Annotated in this window: 1 protein-coding gene; it reads right to left on the reverse strand. The window is 73.3% G+C overall.

Going from position 1 to position 2,150, the window contains the following annotated elements; all coding sequences use genetic code 11:
• A partial coding sequence (locus GKQ77_RS31960) for a condensation domain-containing protein (protein ID WP_219692609.1) occupies positions 1-2,150 on the reverse strand: 2,150 nt, incomplete at both ends.

A 2,150-nucleotide genomic window follows, 5' to 3' on the forward strand; every position in this document is an offset into this window, starting at 1 on the left:
GTCTCGGGGTTGAGGTGGCGCAGGAGTGCGTGGCCGAGACGGTCGCCGGGGACCGCGCGCGTCTGTTCCTTCACCGCCTTCAGCAGTTCACCGGCGGCCGGGCCGCCTGCAAGGACCTCGGCCAGGTCCACCCCTGCCGTGCCGAGCCGGGCGGGGTGCGCGCTGGTGAACCAGCCCACTGTGCGGGACAGTTCCACGCCGTCGTCCAGCGGCTCGCGGCCGTGCCCTTCGATGTCGACGAGTACGTCGGTCTCCTCGCCGGTGCGCCAGTACGCGACCGCGGCCGTCAGCGCGGCAAGGAGCACGTCTTCCACGCCGCAGTGGTACGCGGCCGGGGTGCGCGTCAGCAGGGTCTCGGCCTGGTGCGCGGGGACGGTCCACGTGTCGCGGCGCAGAGTTCGTACGGTGTCCAGATCGGCGTCCAACTCCCCGCTCCCAAGGGGCGTTTGCCGCTCTCCGAGCAGGGCCAGCCAGCTGCCAAGCTCGGCGGTCCGCCGCTCACTGGCCGCCTCGGCCGTCAGCAGCCGCGCCCAGCGGCGGAACGAGGTGCCCACCGGGTCCAGCCGGGTCACGCGCCCGGCGACGGCCGCCTCGCACGCGGCTCGCAGGTCCGGCACCAGGATCCGCCAGGACACCCCGTCCACCACCAAGTGATGGGCGACCAGGACGAGTTGCCCGGTCCTTCCGGGCCCGGGGTCCACCCAGACCGCCTGGACCATCACCCCGGCGGCGGGGTCAAGGCGCTCCGCGGCCTCACGCGCGACGACCTCCACGCCATCGGCGCCGAGATCCGCCGCGTCGACCCGTCCCACCAGGCTCCCGGCGTCGACCGAGCCCCGCTCGCCGACGATCAGCTTCTGCTCGCCGGGAACGGTCCGCGCCCGCAGCATGTCGTGCGTGTCCAGGACGGCGCCGAGTCCCGCCGCCAGCACGCCGAGACCCAGTCCGGCCGGTGCGCCGAGGACCACCCACTGTGCGAACCCGGGCCGCGCCGCGCGCTCGCCCAGCGCCCGCATCGCCGGCGTCCAGGGGACTTCGCCGACGCCCACGTCGAGCGTGGCGCCCGCCTGTCCGAGCGCGGTGGCGACCTGCGCGAGCCGTTCCGGTGTCTTCTCCTCGAAGACGTGCCGGGAGGTCACCACGAGTCCGGCTCGGCGGGCGCGTGAGACCAGCTGCATGGAGCTGATCGAGTCGCCGCCGAGTTCGAAGAAGCCGTCCTCGACGCCCACCCGGTCGAGCCCCAGGACCTCGGCGAAGACGCCGCACAGGATCCGCTCGGCCGCCGTGCGCGGTTCGCGTCCGGTCACCCGGGTGGCGAAGTCCGGTGCGGGCAGGGCTGCCCGGTCCACCTTGCCGTTCACCGTGAGCGGCAGGGTGTCCAGGGTCAGGATCGCTGCCGGGACCATGTACTCGGGCAGACGGTCGGATACGTACGCACGTAGATCCTCCACGTCCATGCCCGCGCCGTCCGCAGCCGTCACGTATCCGATCAACTGCTTGTCCCCGGGCCCGTCCTGACGGGCCACCACCACAGCCTGGCCGACCGTCTTATGGGAGGCCAGCACCGCCTCTACCTCACCCAGCTCCACCCGGAACCCGCGGACCTTCACCTGCTCATCCGCACGCCCCACGAAGAGCAGCTCACCCTCGGCCGACCACCGGACCAGATCCCCCGTCCGATACATCCGCTCCCCGCCCGCACCGAACGGGCACGCCACGAACCGCTCCCCCGTCGGCGCCGACCGCCCGAGGTACCCCTGCGCGAGACCGGCCCCCGCCATATACAGCTCACCCACCACGCCCGGTCCCACCGGACGCAGGAACGCGTCGAGGACATACGCCCGCCGGTTCGTCAGCGGCCGCCCGATCGGCAGCACCGGCCCGCCCTCGGCGCCCACCGGCAGTACATGCCAGGTCGCTGCCAAGGTGACCTCGGTCGGCCCGTACATATGCCGGACCCGCACTTCGGGGCACGCCTCACGCACCCGCGCCATCGACCCCGCGGGCACCACATCCCCGCCCGTCAGCACCTCACGCAGACCGGCGAAACACTCCGGGGACTCCTCCGCGAGCACCCGGAACAGACCGGCCGTGACATGCACCGCCGACACGCCCTCCGCGACCGCCTCCCGCACCCGCCCGGCATCCAC

Origin of the sequence: Streptomyces anatolicus, from assembly GCF_019400875.1 — a bacterium.
In the GTDB taxonomy this organism is placed as follows: domain Bacteria; phylum Actinomycetota; class Actinomycetes; order Streptomycetales; family Streptomycetaceae; genus Streptomyces; species Streptomyces anatolicus.